Raw genomic sequence first — 16678 nt, 5'->3', positions numbered from 1 at the left:
CCCGACCCTCTGGTTCGTAGCCAGATACTCTATCCAACTGAGCTACGGGTGCATCAAGAAAGATTTGAATTATAAAGAGAGGGCTGTTTACTGTCAAGCGTTTTATTTGGAAAACTTGCAGACAGCGTGTAAAATGCGCATTTGCTATTGAATTTACAGAGAATAAAATGTCAGATTTCGTACGCTGGCCGCTCTTATCCGAAGCATTTTCCCGTTTGGGACGGCCTGTGGTCGTGGTGGATTTGGAGACGACCGGTGGAAATTTCTATCAAGACAGGATAACGGAAGTTGCCCTTGTTCGTTTTGAGCAAGGACGCACCACACATTACGAGCAATTGGTCAATCCTTGCCGCAGCATTCCCGAATTTGTTGCCAGACTGACCGGGATTCATGATGAAACAGTGAAAAACGCGCCTGTCTTTGCCGATATTGCAGCCGATTTGTTGCCGCTATTGCAAGGTGCTGTGGTTGTTGCCCACAACAGCCGCTTTGACTACACCTTCCTGCGCCACGAGTTTGCCCGTATCCATACTGACTTTGCCGCACCCTCGCTCTGTACGGTTCAATTGTCGCGCCGCCTGTATCCTGAGTTTTACAAACACAGCCTCGACAGCATTATCGAACGCACCGGCATTCAGACGGCCAACCGCCACCGCGCCATGACTGATGTTGCCGCATTGTGTGATTATCTCGAATTAAGTCTGGCAGAAAAAAATCATCAACAATGGGACGAACACGTCCGTGTATTGATGAATCCGAAAATGTTGCCCACTTGGCTGCCTGATTCGCTCGCCCAACAGCTCTATGCCCTACCCGACAGTTACGGCGTATTGGTTTGGTTTGACCATTTCGGCAAAGCCCAAGCCATTGAAGCACACGAACGCGCATACAGTGAAACCGCCACCCTGCTGCACATCAAAAAACTGCCGCCGCACATCAAAGCCGCAGCCTCCATCCGTTTTATTCCGGCAGTCGGACAGCTTCATACATTATGGCTCAAAGCCCAGACCATGCAGGAATACCAACTGATGCCGTCTGAAAAGTCCACATCGTTTTCTACCGTCCGCTTTATCGCTGACGAACACGGCAGCCTTCAAGCACGCATTGTCTTGTTAAACAGCGGCACCAAAAACTGGCGTCCTTACGGTTTGTTTGCCCACAAAAAAGCAGCCAAACGCGCTTTGACGCAATGGTCACAAGAACACAGACTCTGCCCGGATTCGCTTAATATTTTGCCGACCAGCTACGCAAAGGGAGAACCCTGCCCTGTCGAGGCCGTCGGAAAATGCAATGGCAACTGTCGCCAGCCAAACGGCATCAAACATCAAAATCAACGCATTGCCGAGCTTGCCGCCCTACTCCCTGTAACCGATTGGGGCAAAGCGCACGAAATTGAAATTACCGAAACCGACCCCCTGACCGGAAACAGCATTACCCTGCTCTGCGCCGGCGGCGCGTTGGCATTGCCTGATGGAAGCTGGTATTTCGACAGCAGCCTGCCTATCGTGATTAAAAACAAATTCAGGCAAGACAAAGAAAATATCCGTTTGATTGCTTAAAACAAGGCCGTCTGAAAACCAAATTTTCAGACGGCCTATTGTGAATAACTTTCCGCTTTATTCTCAAAATAAAACTCTGCCTAAATTTTAATCAGAACTTATTTTTATAATAGCAATCAAATACTAAACCAATTTATACACAAGCTGTTCACACAATTTTCAATGAAAGCTGTGTATACCCAGCCCAACGAGTGAACCATGAACAATCCTGAAATCATCTTCTTTGACATCGACGACACCCTCTACCGAAAATACTCGGATACCTTACGTCCTTCGGTTGCCCAAGCCATGCGCGCATTAAAAGCCAAAGGCATTTTAACTGCCATTGCCACCGGCCGTCCGGAAGCCGCCATTCCCGCCAAAGTCAAAGCCTTGATTCAAGAATGCGGTATCGACATGCTCGTTACCATCAACGGCCAATATATTTCCTTTCGCGGCAAACCCCTGCAAAGCTACCCTTTGGACATTGCCGACATCGAAACCGCCATCAACCTACTTGAACAACACAAAATAGACTACGCATTCGTCAACAACCAAGAAATTGCCGTTTCCTCCCATTCGCCGCGCGTTGTCGAAGGCTTATCGCATATCCTGCCCAACTTCCTGACGGACAAAGAATATTTCCGCAAACAGCCTGTTTATCAAATGTTGGTCTTTGTGGATAAGGAAGAAGAAAAAATCCTGCACCCACTAACCCAGCAACACGGCTTCAAATCCGTCCGCTGGCATGAATATGCCGTGGACCTGCTGCGCAAAGAAGGTTCAAAAGCACGCGGCATCGCCCACGCAGTGGAAAAACTGGGGATTGATATGAGCAAAATAATGGCATTCGGCGACAGCTTCAACGACTTGGAAATGCTGTCAACCGTCGGATTTGGCGTTGCCATGGGCAATGGCGAAGAAGCAGCCAAAGCTGCCGCACAATTCGTCTGCCCAAGTGTTGATGAAGACGGCGTATTGCGCGGCTTACAAGAATTGGGCGTAATTTAAATTTCAAATCAAAAGGCCGTCTGAACATTTTTTCAGACGGCCTTGTTCTATCTATAAACTTTCTGCTTACTTTGGCAATACCAAAAAGCTAATCAGCAACTCTTTAAATACGAATCCAAACACACCCAAGCCCAAAACCAAGAAGAGCATGGCGATGCCGAATTTGCCGGCTTTGGATTCTTTACCCAAGTTCCAAACGATAAAGCCCAAAAAGATAATCAGGCCGGTGAGGAGGATTTTCATTGCCCACGAGGCGAATTCTGCTTCAGTCATTATTTTTTTCCTTTTATTCTTAAGATGTGTGTTTAATTGCTTTCAGACGGCCTATTAAAATTTAAGGCCGTCTGAAATTTGTTTTTAGATTATTTGTTCAATGCTTGTTTCAAATCTTCAATCAAATCGTCAACGTATTCCAAACCGACAGAGAGACGGATCAAGCCCGGGCGGATATTGGCGGCGAGTTTTTCTTCAGGCTGCATACGGCCGTGCGTGGTTGTCCACGGATGGGTGATGGTCGAGCGCACATCGCCGAGGTTGGCAGTACGGGAGAAAAGCTCCACGCCGTCCACGACTTTCCATGCGGCTTCTTGGTCGGCGACTTCAAAGCCGATGACGATGCCGCCACCGTTTTGTTGCTTGCGGATAAGCTCTGCCTGCGGATGGTCGGGCAAACCGGTGTAGTACACGGCTTGGACTTGCGGTTGCTCTTTCAACCATTGCGCGATTTTCAGCGCATTGTCGTATTGTTTTTCCATACGCAGCGACAGAGTTTCCACGCCGCTTAACAGCTGCCATGCGTTAAACGGAGACATCGCCAAACCGCAAGAGTTGCAATATATGGCAACTTGCGTCATCAGCTCTTCCGAACCGGCCAACACGCCACCCATCACGCGGCCGTGGCCGTCAATCGCTTTAGTGGCAGAAGACACGGAAATATCCGCACCGTGTTTCAAAGGCTGCGAACCTGCTGGCGATAAGAGGCTATTGTCCACCACCAAAAGCGCGCCAATGCTGTGTGCCAGTTCAGCCAGCACTTCCAAATCGGCAACTTCGCCCAATGGATTGGACGGAGTTTCCAAGAAAAACAGTTTGGTATTGGGCTTGATGGCAGCTTTCCATTCATCTACATCAACCGGCGATACATGGCTGACTTCGATGCCGAACTTGGTAACGATGTTATTGATGAAACCGACAGTTGTACCAAACAGGCTGCGGCTGGAAACAACGTGGTCACCGGCTTGCAAGAAGGTAAAAAACGCTGCCTGAATCGCGGACATACCGGTCGAAGTGGCTACCGCACGCTCTGCGCCTTCCAATGCGGCAATGCGTTTTTCAAAAGCGGCAGTAGTCGGATTGGCTGTACGGGTATAGGTAAAACCTTTAATTTTTTTGGAAAACAAATCTGCCGCATGTTGCGCGCTTTCCCACATGAAGCTGCTGGTCAAAAACAGCGCCTGATTGTGTTCGCGATATTCGGTCTGCTCTTTGCCGCCCCGGATGGCCAGCGTTTGCGGATGAAGTTTTTTGTTCATTTATTCTCCAATCTACTGTGTATTCCAATGGACGGAACAATTTTTTCCGTCTGTTTAACTTATTAACATTTTGCGCCGATTTCTACCATCTTTCAAGCCGAAGGCCGTGTTTCGGGCCGTCTGAAAAAACAGGAAAACCGTTTTTACTGATAAAGGCGGCCATCGTGTTTCAACCAGCCGTCAGTATGCCGACCTGACGGGTCATGGTGCGTCCAATGGATAACGCCGCCCTGCTCAGACCATTCGTATTCGCCGTAAAACGCTACTTTATCGCCTTTTTTCAAACCCTTAATCTTATCGGCAAGGTCGATATTGTGTGCCACCAAAAGCGTCTGACCGCTGGAGAGCTTCAAGATAAAGCGTTGATGGCGCGTGCCTTTGTTGTCATCCGGGAGTGTTTTCCATACCGTGCCCTCGCCCTCAACCTGAATATCGCTTTGTTCGTTTTCAAACGCCTGTTTCAAAACCGCTTCTGCCGATTGTTTGCCCAAACCGGTTTGCTGTTGAGCCGTATCGGCGTTTTCTCCGCCCGCATTATTTTGTTTTTGAACGGTTTCTATTTTCTGCTGATTCTGCGATTGTAGTGGCTGCTTGTTTTGCATTTTGTTATAGGCAAATACGGCAACCAAAGCAATCAGCAATACAATGATTTTATTTTTATTCATAACAATCTCAAAAAAAATGCCCGATTCTGCATCGGGCATATCAACTATTTAGAAAGGATATTTATCACGAAAACGTGAGCTGCTATTATACACGCTTCGTAAAATTTTAAGGGAATTTTACGCCGAAGGCCGTCTGAAACTTTTCAGACGGCCTGGATACTCAACGGCGGTATTTCATTTCAGTTTTCATATCGTCCAAAATACGTTTGACGTTGTGTTCCAATACATCTTCCACCAAGCCCGGCGCCTGCTCGTTCAGCATTTGCTGCAACTGGTAAGTGAACAAGGCCATTTGTTTTTGCACGGCAATCCGAATCATGCCGTTGACCGCATCAGCCACATGGGGACGCAAACGCTTAATCAGACGCTCGGTCAAATCTTTTTCAGAAACGCAGAATACTTGCCGACGGCCAATTGCTTGAGGGTTCAATACATTGATATGGACATTGATGGCCGGTTCTTGTTCAAGGCCGTCTGAAACCGCCTCTTCAGCCGCTTCCGCATCATCATTTTCCGGTTTTTCAGTTTCTTCCACTTCAGGCGCATCAAAATCTACGGCACCCGATTTCGGATTTAGTCTGACGGTTCGCGTTGATTCGATATGACGCTCTGAAGCCGCGGCCTGCAATGCCGATTGCGCGCTCATCCAGTTGTCCTGCAAAACCACCATCGCATCGGTTTCCACTGCTTCGCCATCGTCGGCCAAAGCAGTATTGTGTTCAAGCTGCCAACGGTACAAATATTCTTCCAATACTTTTTCACGATTGCCTGCATCCAATTTATATTCTTTTTTAGACGCGGTTTTGGGCGCAGTATCGACAGCGTCGTCCGATTTTTTGACCAATGGCGCATGAGTCGGTGCAGTATTGAATTGTCGTGCCTGACGCAATCTTTCCAGGCGTTTTTCCCAATTCAGGTCTTCTTCCTCGAAGGCTGCGGGGTCAAGACGGTTGTTTTCCATAATAATCTCGTTTTTTCATTTTTATTGTGAACCGCATTCAAACCTAAAATCACTTGAAATACGGCCGATGGTTGGACATATCCGGCAAGCCGGCGCAAGCGTCACATTTTAATATTAATTCGCTATATAATCACTATTTTATTTAATACTCAAGGATACATCATGAGCAGCATCGAACAACGCCTCGAATATCTGGAAGAGGCCAACGACGCTTTGCGTATGCAAAACCACGTCCTCGCCACCGCACTCAAAGGCCTCATCCGCTCCCTGCCCTCCGACATGGCCAACGATGCCGTAGAATCCATCCAGCTTGCCTTTGAAGACGCGTTGGCGGAATTGAGCTACGAAGACAGCCCGCACACCGACCTCTTCCATGACGTAACCTACGCATTTTTCCGAGAAAAAGACCACTAATTTCAGCTAGTTTGTTCACAAAATTATGCTAAACTAAGATTTTATCCGTTAACATTTTATTAAGAAAGCACATATCATGAACATGAAAAAATGGCTGGCCACTGCCCTCGCTTGTTCCGCTCTTGCCCTGACTGCCTGCGGCGGTCAAAGCAACAATGCCTCTGCTCCTGCCGATAAAGTGTACCGTGTCGGCTCTAACGCCGAGTTTGCCCCATTTGAATCTTTGGATTCTGCCGGCAAAGTAGAAGGTTTTGACGTAGATTTGATGAATGCTATGGCCAAAGCCGGCAACTTCAAAGTCGAATTCAAACACCAGCCATGGGAAAGCCTCTTCCCTTCTCTGAACAACGGCGACGTGGACATCGTAATGTCCGGCGTAACCATCACTGACGACCGCAAACAAAGCATGCTCTTCAGCGATCCATACTTTGAAATCACTCAAGTTATCCTCGTTCCAAAAGGCAAAAAAGTGGCTTCTTCCGAAGACCTGAAAAACATGGCCAAAGTCGGCGTGGTAACCGGATACACCGGCGACTTCTCCGTTTCCAAACTCTTGGGCAACGACAATCCGAAAATTGCCCGCTTTGAAAGCGTTCCCCTGATTATCAAAGAATTGGAAAACGGCGGTTTGGATTCCGTCGTCAGCGACAGCGCGGTTATTGCCAACTATGTGAAAAACAACCCGACTAAAGGCTTGGATTTCATCTCCCTGCCTGACTTCACCATCGAAAACTACGGTATCGCTGCACGCAAAGGCGACGAAGCAACCATCAAAATGTTGAACGATGCGCTGAAAAAAGTACGCGAAAGTGGCGAATACGATAAAATTTACGCCAAATACTTTGCTAAAGAAGGCGAAAAAACCGAAGCAGCCAAATAATCCGGTTTGACTTCCTAAACTTAAGGCCGTCTGAAAAGTTTTCAGACGGCCTTTAATCTGGTTAACGCCATTAAACGCAAGCTCCCCCTATAATCCGCTTGTTTTTATCCTTCAAATGAAAGACGCGCCATGATCAAACCCGTTATCCTCAGTCTGGCTGCCGCAACTGCTTTGGCCGCCTGCTCCGCTTCTGAAAAACAAGAATCTCCTAACCTCGGCGCAGCCAATTCGGCTTCCGAATTCTGCGTCAAACAAGGAGGCAAATCCGAAATCAAAAAAGACAAAGACGGTGGCGAATACGGCGTGTGCCACTTGCCTGACGGTAAAGTCGTTGAAGAATGGGAATATTTCCGTCAGCACAACAAATAATTGCTCAATCATAGAAAAGGCCGTCTGAACCCAAGTTTCAGACGGCCTTTTTATTTAAACAACGATTATTTTACTTCCAATTTGGTCACGCCGCCCATATACGGTTGCAACGCGGCAGGAACATTAATGCTGCCGTCAGCATTTTGATGGTTTTCCAATACCGCCACCAAAGTACGGCCGACTGCCAAGCCTGAGCCGTTCAAAGTATGTACCAAACGGTTTTTACCGTTTTCATCTTTGAAACGCGCTTTCATGCGGCGAGCTTGAAAATCTTCGCAGTTGGAGCAGCTGGAAATCTCACGATAAGTATTTTGCGCAGGAACCCAAACTTCCAAGTCGTAGGTTTTGGTTGCACCGAAACCCATGTCGCCGGTACACAAAGTGATCACGCGGTATGGCAGTTCCAACGCTTTCAAGATATTTTCAGCATGACCGACCATTTCTTCCAGCGCTTCGTATGATTTTTCCGGATGAACGATTTGCACCATTTCCACTTTGTCGAATTGGTGTTGGCGAATCAAACCGCGCACGTCTTTACCGTATGCGCCCGCTTCGGAGCGGAAACATGGTGAATGCGCAGTCAATTTCAACGGCAAATCGCTGCCGGCCACGATGCTGTCGGCAACAGTATTGGTCAGCGTTACTTCGGCGGTCGGAATCAGATATTGCGTTTTCTTGCTCTCGTCACCGCCGCGGGTAACATGGAACAAATCTTCTGCAAATTTAGGCAGCTGGCCCGTACCTTGCAGGGTCAAATCGTCCACAATGTAAGGCGTGTAATGTTCGGTATAGCCGTGTTTCAGCGTGTGCGTGTCCAGCATGAACTGAGCCAAAGCGCGATGCAGACGGGCGATTTGGCCTTTCATCACAGTAAAGCGCGCGCCGGAAAGTTTCGCACCGCCTTCGAAATCCAAGCCCAAAGGCTCGCCCAAATCAACATGGTCTTTGATTTTAAAGTCAAATTCTCGCGGCGTACCGACTTTGCGGACCTCAACGTTTTCAGTTTCGTCTTTACCGACAGGCACACTTTCGTGCGGCAGGTTCGGGATACTTAGCAACCAAGCATCCAATTCTTTCTGAACGGCATCCAAATCAGCGGCAGCCTGCTCCAAATCCGCTTTGATTTGGGCAACCTGATCCATTGCAGCTTGAGCCTCTTCGTGTTTACCTTGGCCTTTCAACACGCCGATTTGTTTGGAAATACTGTTGCGCGAAGCCTGCAACTCTTCTGTTTTCACTTGAACGGCTTTGCGTTGCTCTTCCAAAGCGTTGAAACGCGCAGTATCAAACTCATAACCGCGTGTGGCCAAACGTTCGGCAACTGCGGCGGTATTGCTGCGGAGCAATTGGATGTCTAACATTGTTTTCTCTCGTTAAGATTCAGAATGGCATTATTGTAAACCAATTTAAAGATATTTTCACAGCGACAGGCCGTCTGAAAACAAAAAACGCCCCTGCAAAAAGCAGGAGCGTTTTTTAAGAATTTTGGCACGCCCACGGGGATTCGAACCCCGGTTGCCGCCGTGAAAGGGCAGTGTCCTAGGCCTCTAGACGATGGGCGCGTAACCGAAGCGCGAACTATACAGAAAGCCTTTTCTTCTGTCAACGCCTTTACTGCATTTTTAAAGATGCTGCCGATTTCCGTATGTTATTTTCCCTGTATAATGCCGGTTTTAATAAAAAGGAAAACTCGCCATGTGGTTTAAGCAAATCAGTTTTTATCCGCTCAACAAAGACAAGTTGCCCGAATTGGAAGTCCTTGCCGACAAATTGGCGCAATCCGAATTTGCCCATTGTCAGGGTTTGGACTGGTTTAGCGAAGGCTTTGCCACGCCGGTTTCCTTTTCGCCCGAGCTAGTTTTCCCTGCCGATTACACTTGGCGCGTGGCCCTGAAAAAAGAAGAAAAAGTCCTGCCTGCCGGCGTGATCCGCGATATTTTGGATGAAAAAGTTTTGGAAATCCAAAACAACGAAGCGCGCAATGTCGGCCGCAAGGAAAAACAAGAACTGAAAGAACAGATTACTGACGACCTGCTGCCCCGTGCCTTTACGCGCAGCAGCCGCACACAGGCGATTTTCGACACGCGCCACGGGTATCTTTTGGTCAACAATGCCGCATCTGCCAAAGCGGAAAATATCCTGACCAAACTGCGCGAAGCGTTGGGTGGTTTGGAAGCCGCTCTGCCCAACACCAAACAATCGCCCTCCTCCCTGATGACCAGCTGGCTGCTGCAAGGCCACTGTGAAGGCGGTTTTGAATTGGACAGCGATTGCGAGCTCAAAGGCGTAGGCGATGTTGTCCCGGTCGTCAAAGTTTCCAAACAAGACCTGACCGCCGATGAAGTGGTACAACACGTCAAAAACGGCAAAACCGTTACCCAACTCGGCTTGGTATGGCGCGAACAAATCGCGTTTATCCTCACTCAAGACTTTACACTCAAACGCATCCAGTATCTGGACGTTTTGCAAGAAGAAGCGGAAAGCAACGGCGACGATGCCGCCAGCCTCGCCTTTGCCTCACAAATCCTGATGACCGAAGCCATCAGCACCATGTTGGAAGAACTGGTTTCTTATTTAGGCGACTGGCAAGAGTAATTTTTCAGACGGCCTTTCGATTGGGAATATCAAAGGCCGTCTGAAATATAAATAGAAGTATCAGAAAGGATGTCATGATGTTGGGCGCAGTCATTGGCGATATTGCCGGATCACGATTTGAGTTTGACAACTACCGTCATACCGATTTCGATATTTTCAGCCCCGACAGCGACTTTACCGATGACACGATTTGCACTGTTGCCATTGCCGACTGGGTTTTACAAGGCTGTAACGATAATTTAGCCTCTATTTTACAAGGCTGGTGTAGGGCATATCCCTGCCCTAAAGGCGCATATGGCGGCCGCTTCTCACAATGGATAGAATGGGAAGATCCAGAACCTTATAATAGCTGGGGCAACGGCTCGGCCATGCGTGTTTCGGCCGTTGGTTGGGCATTTGCCACATTGGAAGAAACCCTGCATTTTTCCGAACAATCCGCCGCCGTAACGCACAACCACCCGGAAGGCATTAAAGGTGCACAAGCCGTAGCCGCCGCCATCTTTTGGGCGCGTACCGGCATCGGCAAAGCGCAAATCAAAGAAAACATTACACGGCAATTCGGCTACGACTTGAGCCAAAGTTGCGACCAAATCCGCCCGCATTATCATTTCAACGAAAGCTGCCAGGAAACCGTGCCTCAAGCGATTACCGCCTTTCTTGAAAGCGATGATTTTGAACACGCCATCCGACTGGCAGTTTCCCTGGGCGGAGACAGCGATACCTTGGCAGCCATTACCGGCAGTATTGCCGAAGCCTACCATAGTATCCCTGCATCCATGCGCGAACACGCTTTAGCCATATTGCCACGCCGTATTGCTGAAACCCTGCTGACTTTTGAATCCCAATATCAGGCCGTCTGAAACTGCCTGCAAAAAGGAATGAATGATGAAATACCTCGCCCTACTCCCTATCGCCTTCATGCTGGGTACGCCTGCCATTGCCGAAACCATCAATCCTTATCAGGAAAAAGGTTGCGTTTACGATGGCGATGTCGGCAAAGACGGCAAACCATCCGGCAAAGGCACATGGAAATGCCAAGACGGCCGCAGCTATGTCGGAGCCTTTAAAAACGGCAAATTTGACGGCAAAGGCGTATATACCGTTTCCGGCAACAGCGAAACCTTCATCGAACCTTTCTCCTCCAACAGCGCCAAATTACGCAATATGACGCTGGAGGGCGTGTTCAAAAAAGGCAAAGCACACGGAAACTTTACCGCTTCTCAAAACGGCACACCCGTCTTCATCATGAAATGCGAAGACGGTATGATTAAAGAAGTCAAACTGGCTAAGAAATCTGCGTCCAAAACCAAATAAACAGCCTTTCAGACGACCTTATCCGGCTTTTAGGCCGTCTGAAACATCAATTGACAAGCCTGTCTAAAGGCTGTTGTGTTGATTTCAAAAAATTTCCAAACAACCCTTACCCCAGGACAACCACCATGAGCATTAAATCCGACAAATGGATACGCCGCATGGCCGAAGAACACGGCATGATTGAACCGTTCGAGCCCAACCAAATCAAAGAGGCCAACGGCCAACGCATCATCTCCTACGGCACATCCAGCTACGGCTACGACATCCGTTGTGCCAATGAATTTAAAATCTTCACCAATATCAACAGCACCATCGTCGACCCGAAAAATTTCGACCCGAAAAACTTCGTTACAGTCGAAGACGACTGCTGCATCATTCCGCCCAACTCCTTTGCTTTGGCGCGCACAGTCGAATATTTCCGCATCCCGCGCAACGTCCTGACCGTCTGCCTGGGCAAATCCACCTACGCACGCTGCGGCATTATCGTCAACGTTACCCCATTCGAACCTGAGTGGGAAGGCTACGTTACGCTTGAGTTTTCCAACACCACCCCCCTGCCTGCCAAAATCTATGCAGGCGAAGGCGTGGCCCAAGTCTTGTTCTTTGAAAGCGATGAAGTCTGCGAAACTTCATACAAAGACCGCAACGGCAAATACATGGGACAAACCGGTGTTACCCTGCCTAAGACTTAAATATACAAAATAACAAAATAAAAAAAGGCCGTCTGAAATTTCAGACGGCCTTTTATCATTTCATTTAGAAACGACGTTTCAACTTACAAGCCTGCAAGATATGAACGGCGAGTTCTTCCACAGATTTATCCGTTGTATTGGTAAACGGCACTCCGTGGCGTTTGAACATATTTTGCGCATCGGCAATCTCGCTGCGGCAAGTATCGATTTTGGCATAGGTCGAATTAGGACGGCGCTCATGACGGATAGCCTGCAGACGCTCAGGTTGAATGGTCAAGCCGAACAGCTTGTCTTTATAAGGTTTGACCATACGCGGCAAATCGGTCGATTCCAAATCATCGGGAATCAATGGATAGTTTGCGGCGCGGATACCGTATTGCAGGGCCAGATAGAGACAGGTCGGCGTTTTGCCCGAACGAGACACGCCCATCAAAATCACATCCGCTTCCTGCAGGTTTTTATCGCTGACGCCGTCATCATGATTCAGTGAAAAATTGACCGCCTCCATACGCGCATCATAGCGTTGGGTATTGCCGATACTGTGGTGCCCCTGCTGGGCGGCAACCGCCTCCGTATTGAGTTCCTTTTCCAAAAGACCGAGAAAGGTTTCAAAGAAATTAATATGGAACGCATTGGCTTTCTTGATGATTTCACGGATTTCGTCATTGACCACACTGACAAAAGCAATCGGGCGCACACCGAATTTTTCAGCTGACTGGCTGACTTTGTCTACAACAGCACGCGCTTTTTCAGGCGTATCGATAAACGGATAGGTATGGCGTTTGAACTCAACATTGCCAAATTGGTTCAGCAAGGCTTCACCGATATTTTCAGCGGTCAGGCCGGTTCGGTCGGAAATATAGAAGACTTGGCGTGGATCAGTCATAATGAATCCTCTTGAGGGTAACGTTTCAGACGGCAATCATAGCAGTTACAGCCTTTGCAATAAAGCGATTCCCGATAGATTACACAGGATTACAACAAATTTGAACAATTTTTAAATTGGCATAAAATTTTATTTTTTGCTATTTTATAGAATTTTATTCTAAAATTGTAAAATAAATCTTGTTTATCAAATTTATTAACTTATTTTGTTTTCCATATTTAACAAGAAGATAACACGTAAAAACATGAATTTGATATTCACATTTCAGAAGGCTACACGCCTGAAAAGCACAATATCACAGACGAATTTGTGATTTTTAAAAAGATAAAACACATGACAGCCATCAAACGAATGGCTACAATAAGCAGGCGGATTTGTTTCTTTTTTAACATTTTTTGGATTGGATTGGACACACAAATGGCCGAAAACTACGTTATTTGGTTTGAAAACCTGCGTATGACTGACGTTGAGCGAGTGGGCGGTAAAAATGCCTCTTTGGGCGAAATGATCAGCCAACTGACTGAAAAAGGCGTGCGCGTTCCCGGCGGTTTTGCAACCACAGCCGAAGCTTATCGTGCTTTCCTAGCTCACAATGGTCTGAGCGAGCGTATTTCCGAAGCCCTGAAACACCTGGATGTTGAAGACGTTGCCGAGTTGGCGCGCGTGGGTAAAGAAATCCGTCAATGGATTTTGGATACTCCGTTCCCTGAGCAGCTGGATGCTGAAATCGAAACAGCTTGGAACAAAATGGTTGCAGATGCCGGCGGTGCGGACATCTCCGTTGCCGTACGTTCTTCCGCAACAGCAGAAGACTTGCCGGATGCTTCTTTTGCCGGCCAACAAGAAACCTTCTTGAACATCAACGGATTGGAAAACGTTAAAGAAGCCATGCACCATGTATTCGCTTCCCTGTACAACGACCGTGCCATTTCTTACCGTGTCCACAAAGGCTTCGAACACGACATCGTTGCCCTTTCTGCAGGCGTACAACGCATGGTGCGCTCCGACAGCGGCGCGTCCGGTGTGATGTTCACCATCGATACCGAGTCCGGTTACGACCAAGTCGTTTTCGTTACCTCTTCTTACGGCCTGGGCGAAAACGTCGTACAAGGCGCGGTAAACCCTGACGAATTCTATGTATTCAAACCTACTTTGAAAGCAGGCAAACCGGCTATCCTACGCAAAACCATGGGTTCGAAACAAATCAAAATGATCTTTACCGACAAAGCCGAAGCCGGTAAATCTGTGACCAACGTTGATGTACCTGCAGAAGACCGTCAACGCTTCTCCATTACCGACGCCGAAGTAACCGAGTTGGCTCATTACGCGCTGACCATCGAAAAACACTACGGCCGCCCAATGGACATCGAATGGGGCCGCGACGGTTTAGACGGCAAACTCTACATCCTGCAAGCCCGTCCTGAGACCGTGAAATCCCAAGAAGACAGCAGCCGCAATCTGCGCCGCTTCTCCATCACCGGCGAAAAAGTTGTCTTGTGCGAAGGCCGTGCCATCGGTCAAAAAGTTGGCCAAGGTAAAGTTCGCTTGGTGAAAGATGCTTCCGAGATGGATTCCGTTGAAGCAGGCGACGTACTCGTTACCGACATGACCGACCCGGATTGGGAACCGGTAATGAAACGTGCTTCTGCCATCGTGACCAACCGTGGCGGCCGTACCTGCCACGCAGCGATTATCGCGCGTGAATTGGGTATTCCGGCTGTTGTAGGTTGTGGCGACGCTACCGATCTGCTGTCTGAAGGCCAAGAAGTTACCGTATCTTGTGCCGAAGGTGATACCGGCTTCATCTACTCCGGCCTGCTGGACGTACAAATTACCGATGTTGCTTTGGACAACATGCCTAAAGCGCCTGTAAAAGTAATGATGAACGTTGGTAACCCTGAATTGGCATTCAGCTTCGCCAACCTGCCTAGCGAAGGCATCGGCTTGGCACGTATGGAATTCATCATCAACCGTCAAATCGGTATCCACCCTAAAGCTTTGTTGGAATTTGACAAACAAGACGACGAATTGAAAGCGGAAATTACCCGCCGCATCGCCGGCTACGCTTCTCCTGTCGACTTCTATGTCGATAAAATCGCAGAAGGCGTGGCAACTTTGGCTGCTTCGGTTTATCCACGCAAAACCATCGTCCGTATGTCTGACTTCAAATCCAACGAGTACGCTAACTTGGTGGGTGGCAGCATCTATGAACCGCACGAAGAAAACCCAATGTTGGGCTTCCGTGGTGCAGCGCGTTATGTAGCCGATAACTTCAAAGACTGCTTCGCACTCGAGTGCAAAGCCTTGAAACGCGTTCGCGATGAAATGGGTTTGACCAACGTCGAAATCATGATTCCATTCGTCCGCACTTTGGGTGAAGCCGAAGCTGTTGTCAAAGCCCTGAAAGAAAATGGTTTGGAACGCGGCAAAAACGGTCTGCGCCTGATCATGATGTGCGAATTGCCAAGCAACGCGGTATTGGCAGAACAATTCCTGCAATACTTCGACGGCTTCTCCATCGGCTCTAACGACATGACCCAGCTGACACTCGGCCTCGACCGTGACAGCGGTTTGGTATCTGATTCCTTCGACGAGCGCAACCCTGCCGTTAAAGTGATGTTGCACTTGGCAATCTCTGCTTGCCGCAAACAAAACAAATACGTCGGCATTTGCGGTCAAGGCCCGTCAGACCATCCGGACTTTGCCAAATGGCTGGTTGAAGAAGGTATCGAAAGCGTATCGCTCAACCCTGATACCGTCATTGAAACCTGGCTGTATCTGGCTAACGAATTGAACAAATAAGTTCGATGAGACAAAAATCCCCTGCCCGTCTATCTCGGCAGGGGATTTTTATTGCCTTATTCAATGCCGTCTGAAAGAACTTTCACGTTCTTTTACCTTTTCAAAAAAGTCATTTTACATCAAAAAGATATAAAAAGATTCTGCCATACCCACAAATTCTCAATGGTACTATATTGCCTTTCCGCATTTTATCCCATGCCTTTTGAGTGAACCTTTTTTCACTCTTCCTATCTATCATACACAGCATAACGATACATTTAGAAACAACCCATGAATACAAATTTTATTTCCACCTTTCAGACGGCCTTAAAACGTCTGGCCCTCATCAGCACCATTGCCGTCTTAGCAGCCTGCGCCGGCAACAACACTTTTTCCAACCGCTCCGTACCCGACGGCTACTACAAAGTCCGCCCCGGCGATACCCTGACCCAAATTGCCAAACGCTACGGACAAAACGTCAATACACTGGTTGCATGGAATAACCTTCCCAACGCCTCACAAATCGAAGTCGGCCAAGTATTGCGCGTCCGCCGCCATGTTGCCTCCCGCAATACTGCTACGCAGCAACGCCAAGCAACCGCCGTTACCCCAATCAACCGGTTAAGCTTGCAATGGCCGACCGATAACGCCTCATCCTCCATTATCCAACGCTACAACGGCACAAGCAGCAAAGGCATAGATATTGCAGGCACGCAAGGCCAACAAATCCGCTCCGCCGCAGCCGGTACCGTCATCTATGTTGGCGAAGAAGTCCGCGGTTACGGCAAACTGATTTTGATCAGCCACAATGAATACACCATTACCGCCTATGCCCACAACGACACGCTTTTGGTACAAAAAGATCAAAAAGTCCAAGCAGGTCAAGTTATCGCCACCATGGGCAGCAGCGATTCAGACAGCGTCAAGCTGCATTTTGAAGTTCGTCTAAACGGCAAAGCAGTCGATCCCCTGCCTTATTTGACCAGAACAAATTAATACCTCAATCAAAAGGCCGTCTGAAACAAAATTATTTCAGACGG

At 48.3% G+C, this 16678-nt stretch carries 17 protein-coding genes and 1 tRNA gene; 11 read left to right on the top strand and 7 right to left on the bottom strand.

Annotated elements, in window-relative coordinates; translation table 11 throughout:
* Positions 1-167 precede the first annotated feature (167 nt).
* Positions 168-1559, top strand: coding sequence for a 3'-5' exonuclease family protein (locus Q1M25_RS03380; RefSeq protein WP_300481768.1), 1392 nt, complete (start codon positions 168-170; stop codon positions 1557-1559).
* 198 nt (positions 1560-1757) lie between these two features.
* Positions 1758-2549 (top strand): Cof-type HAD-IIB family hydrolase, encoded by a 792-nt coding sequence (locus Q1M25_RS03375; RefSeq protein WP_300481765.1) that lies wholly within the window; start codon positions 1758-1760, stop codon positions 2547-2549.
* 66 nt (positions 2550-2615) lie between these two features.
* On the opposite strand, the gene Q1M25_RS03370 is transcribed toward Q1M25_RS03375, so the two are convergent.
* The 4 genes from Q1M25_RS03370 to Q1M25_RS03355 form a co-directional block, all read right to left on the bottom strand.
* Positions 2616-2822 (bottom strand): DUF2788 domain-containing protein, encoded by a 207-nt coding sequence (locus Q1M25_RS03370; protein WP_300481763.1) that lies wholly within the window; start codon positions 2820-2822, stop codon positions 2616-2618.
* 89 nt (positions 2823-2911) lie between these two features.
* Positions 2912-4081, bottom strand: coding sequence for an O-succinylhomoserine sulfhydrylase (metZ, locus tag Q1M25_RS03365; protein ID WP_300481760.1), 1170 nt, complete (start codon positions 4079-4081; stop codon positions 2912-2914).
* Between the two features lie 143 nt (positions 4082-4224).
* The gene (locus tag Q1M25_RS03360) at positions 4225-4785 is read right to left on the bottom strand and encodes a DUF3465 domain-containing protein (protein ID WP_300481758.1); all 561 of its coding nucleotides are present in this window, start codon (positions 4783-4785) and stop codon (positions 4225-4227) included.
* 121 nt (positions 4786-4906) lie between these two features.
* Complete coding sequence (locus Q1M25_RS03355) at positions 4907-5707, bottom strand: hypothetical protein (RefSeq protein ID WP_300481755.1); 801 nt, start codon at positions 5705-5707, stop codon at positions 4907-4909.
* Between the two features lie 162 nt (positions 5708-5869).
* On the opposite strand from Q1M25_RS03355, the gene Q1M25_RS03350 reads away from it, so the two are divergent.
* The 3 genes from Q1M25_RS03350 to Q1M25_RS03340 all read left to right on the top strand — a co-directional run bounded on the left by Q1M25_RS03350 (position 5870) and on the right by Q1M25_RS03340 (position 7370).
* On the top strand, positions 5870-6121 hold the full coding sequence (locus tag Q1M25_RS03350; protein WP_003680526.1) for a hypothetical protein: 252 nt from the start codon (positions 5870-5872) through the stop codon (positions 6119-6121).
* A gap of 76 nt (positions 6122-6197) precedes the next feature.
* Entirely contained in the window at positions 6198-7001 is an 804-nt protein-coding gene (locus Q1M25_RS03345; protein ID WP_300481750.1) for a basic amino acid ABC transporter substrate-binding protein, read from the top strand.
* Between the two features lie 129 nt (positions 7002-7130).
* Complete coding sequence (locus tag Q1M25_RS03340; protein ID WP_300481748.1) at positions 7131-7370, top strand: DUF333 domain-containing protein; 240 nt, start codon at positions 7131-7133, stop codon at positions 7368-7370.
* A 65-nt stretch (positions 7371-7435) separates the two neighbouring features.
* Here the strand turns inward: Q1M25_RS03340 and serS are convergent, their stop codons facing one another.
* Positions 7436-8731 (bottom strand): serine--tRNA ligase, encoded by a 1296-nt coding sequence (gene serS / locus Q1M25_RS03335; protein ID WP_300481746.1) that lies wholly within the window; start codon positions 8729-8731, stop codon positions 7436-7438.
* Between the two features lie 125 nt (positions 8732-8856).
* Positions 8857-8932, bottom strand: a tRNA-Glu gene (locus tag Q1M25_RS03330).
* Positions 8933-9065: 133 nt separating this feature from the next.
* Between Q1M25_RS03330 and Q1M25_RS03325 the strand changes: the two genes are divergently transcribed.
* The 4 genes from Q1M25_RS03325 (at position 9066) to dcd (ending at position 11971) form a co-directional block, all read left to right on the top strand.
* Complete coding sequence (locus tag Q1M25_RS03325) at positions 9066-9965, top strand: recombination-associated protein RdgC (RefSeq protein WP_300481744.1); 900 nt, start codon at positions 9066-9068, stop codon at positions 9963-9965.
* A 77-nt stretch (positions 9966-10042) separates the two neighbouring features.
* Entirely contained in the window at positions 10043-10825 is a 783-nt protein-coding gene (locus tag Q1M25_RS03320) for an ADP-ribosylglycohydrolase family protein (protein WP_300481771.1), read from the top strand.
* Between the two features lie 22 nt (positions 10826-10847).
* Positions 10848-11279, top strand: a complete 432-nt coding sequence (locus Q1M25_RS03315; RefSeq protein WP_300481741.1) for a hypothetical protein — start codon at positions 10848-10850, stop codon at positions 11277-11279.
* Between the two features lie 125 nt (positions 11280-11404).
* Positions 11405-11971, top strand: a complete 567-nt coding sequence (gene dcd / locus Q1M25_RS03310; protein WP_003680541.1) for a dCTP deaminase — start codon at positions 11405-11407, stop codon at positions 11969-11971.
* Between the two features lie 64 nt (positions 11972-12035).
* Here dcd and Q1M25_RS03305 read toward each other — a convergent pair whose 3' ends face one another.
* Positions 12036-12857, bottom strand: coding sequence for a pyruvate, water dikinase regulatory protein (locus tag Q1M25_RS03305; RefSeq protein ID WP_300481737.1), 822 nt, complete (start codon positions 12855-12857; stop codon positions 12036-12038).
* A gap of 417 nt (positions 12858-13274) precedes the next feature.
* On the opposite strand from Q1M25_RS03305, the gene ppsA reads away from it, so the two are divergent.
* Positions 13275-15659, top strand: a complete 2385-nt coding sequence (gene ppsA / locus Q1M25_RS03300) for a phosphoenolpyruvate synthase (RefSeq protein WP_300481734.1) — start codon at positions 13275-13277, stop codon at positions 15657-15659.
* A 270-nt stretch (positions 15660-15929) separates the two neighbouring features.
* Positions 15930-16634 (top strand): peptidoglycan DD-metalloendopeptidase family protein, encoded by a 705-nt coding sequence (locus Q1M25_RS03295; RefSeq protein ID WP_300481731.1) that lies wholly within the window; start codon positions 15930-15932, stop codon positions 16632-16634.
* The last annotated feature ends 44 nt before the right edge of the window (positions 16635-16678 follow it).

It is taken from the genome of uncultured Neisseria sp. (assembly GCF_951230505.1).
Classification (GTDB): domain Bacteria; phylum Pseudomonadota; class Gammaproteobacteria; order Burkholderiales; family Neisseriaceae; genus Neisseria.
This window is presented reverse-complemented; position numbering and strand designations above follow the sequence as displayed.